Origin of the sequence: Eggerthella sp., from assembly GCF_048329335.1 — a bacterium.
Taxonomy (GTDB): domain Bacteria; phylum Actinomycetota; class Coriobacteriia; order Coriobacteriales; family Eggerthellaceae; genus Eggerthella; species Eggerthella lenta.
In genome coordinates, this window is sequence record NZ_DBFEGU010000353.1 from 1 (window position 1) to 1,440 (window position 1,440).

The 1,440-nt window shown below is 67.4% G+C and carries 2 protein-coding genes; both read right to left on the bottom strand.

Features of this window, described 5'->3' with window-relative positions:
• Positions 1 to 96 precede the first annotated feature (96 nt).
• Entirely contained in the window at positions 97 to 936 is an 840-nt protein-coding gene (locus tag ACMO6A_RS11060) for an ABC transporter ATP-binding protein (RefSeq protein ID WP_009609147.1), read from the bottom strand.
• A gap of 230 nt (positions 937 to 1,166) precedes the next feature.
• A partial coding sequence (locus ACMO6A_RS11065; protein ID WP_418471266.1) for an ATP-binding protein occupies positions 1,167 to 1,440 on the bottom strand: 274 nt, incomplete at its 5' end.

Genomic DNA, 1,440 nt, shown 5'->3' on the forward strand with positions numbered 1-1,440 from the left:
GAGTTGAACGCGTAGAACACCGCCACGCCGAACACGAGCGTGACGAAGTAGATAGCGTAGTCGCGTACCGAGCGCCGAACGTTGCGGAAAGCGAGTTTAGCCAGCATCGCGCACGTCACCGCCCAGGAACGTCACCACTTCCATGATGCGGTTGAAGAAGTCGCCGCGGCTCGTGGCGCCGCGGCGGATCTCGTTGAACACCGCGCCGTCCTTGATGAACAGGATACGGCTGGCGAACGAGGCCGCGAACGAGTCGTGCGTGACCATCATGATGGTGGCATGCAGATCGGCGTTCATCATGGACAGGGTCTCCAGCATCACCGTGGCGCTGCGCGAATCGAGCGCGCCCGTGGGCTCGTCGGCCAGCACGAGCTTCGGATCGGCGACCATGGCCCGCGCCGCGGCGATGCGCTGCTTCTGGCCTCCGGACATCTGGTAGGGGTACTTGCCAAGCACCTCGTCCACGCCCAACGTGCGGGCGATAGCCTGCACGCGAGGCTTGATGGAGGCGGTGGACTCGCCCTTCACCGTCAGCGCCAGCGCGATGTTCTCGAAGCCGGTGAGCGTGTCCAGCAGGTTGGAATCCTGGAAGATGAAGCCCAGGTCGTCGCGACGGAACTTCGCCAACGCGCGGGAGCGCAGGCCCGTGATGTCGCGCCCGTCGACGAGGATGTGCCCGCTCGTCACGGTGTCGATGGTGGCGACGCAGTTCAGCAGCGTCGTCTTGCCGGAGCCCGACGGCCCCATGATGCCCACGAACTCGCCGGGGGCCACGTCGAAGCTGATGTCGTTGATGGCCCGGGTGACGGAATCGCGGTTGCCGTACACCTTCTCGATCTGGCGCACCGACAGGATGGGACGGGCGCCGAGAGACGGAGCCGAGCCTCCGGGGCGCGCCGCCGTCTGGGTTTGCGGAGTCGCGTAGACTTCGGTCATGATCGTATCCTTCCTCGCTTGCAGGTCTTCGACCATGCTACGGCGCGGCGCGCCCGGGCGCCATCGAATCGGGTGACGCGTACCTTACGAAAATGCAAGGCAGCGCGGCCTGAACCCGCAGGCCGTCATCCTGATCGGAGGCCGCAGGCCGGAGTCGAAGGATCCCGCGCGGTGCCAGCTGCGGCGGTTCCCGCTATCGCTGCACGAAAGGCAGAGGAAGCGCATGCCGTTCACGACAGCAGGTCGAGCTTGCGGCGATCGTGCGGGAACGCCAGCAGCACGCGCGTGCCCTCCCCCTCTTCCGAGGCCAGCGCCACGGCGAGACCCATCTTCGCGCACAGCTCGGCCACGAGGTACAGCCCCATGCCCGTGGACGAGCCCGCACGCCTGCCGTTCTCGCCGGTGAAGGCGCGCTCGAACACGCGAGGCACGTCGCCGGCCGGCACGCCCCAGCCGTCGTCGGCCACCTCGAGCACCGTGCGCGCGTCGCTGGTCCCTGCTCCC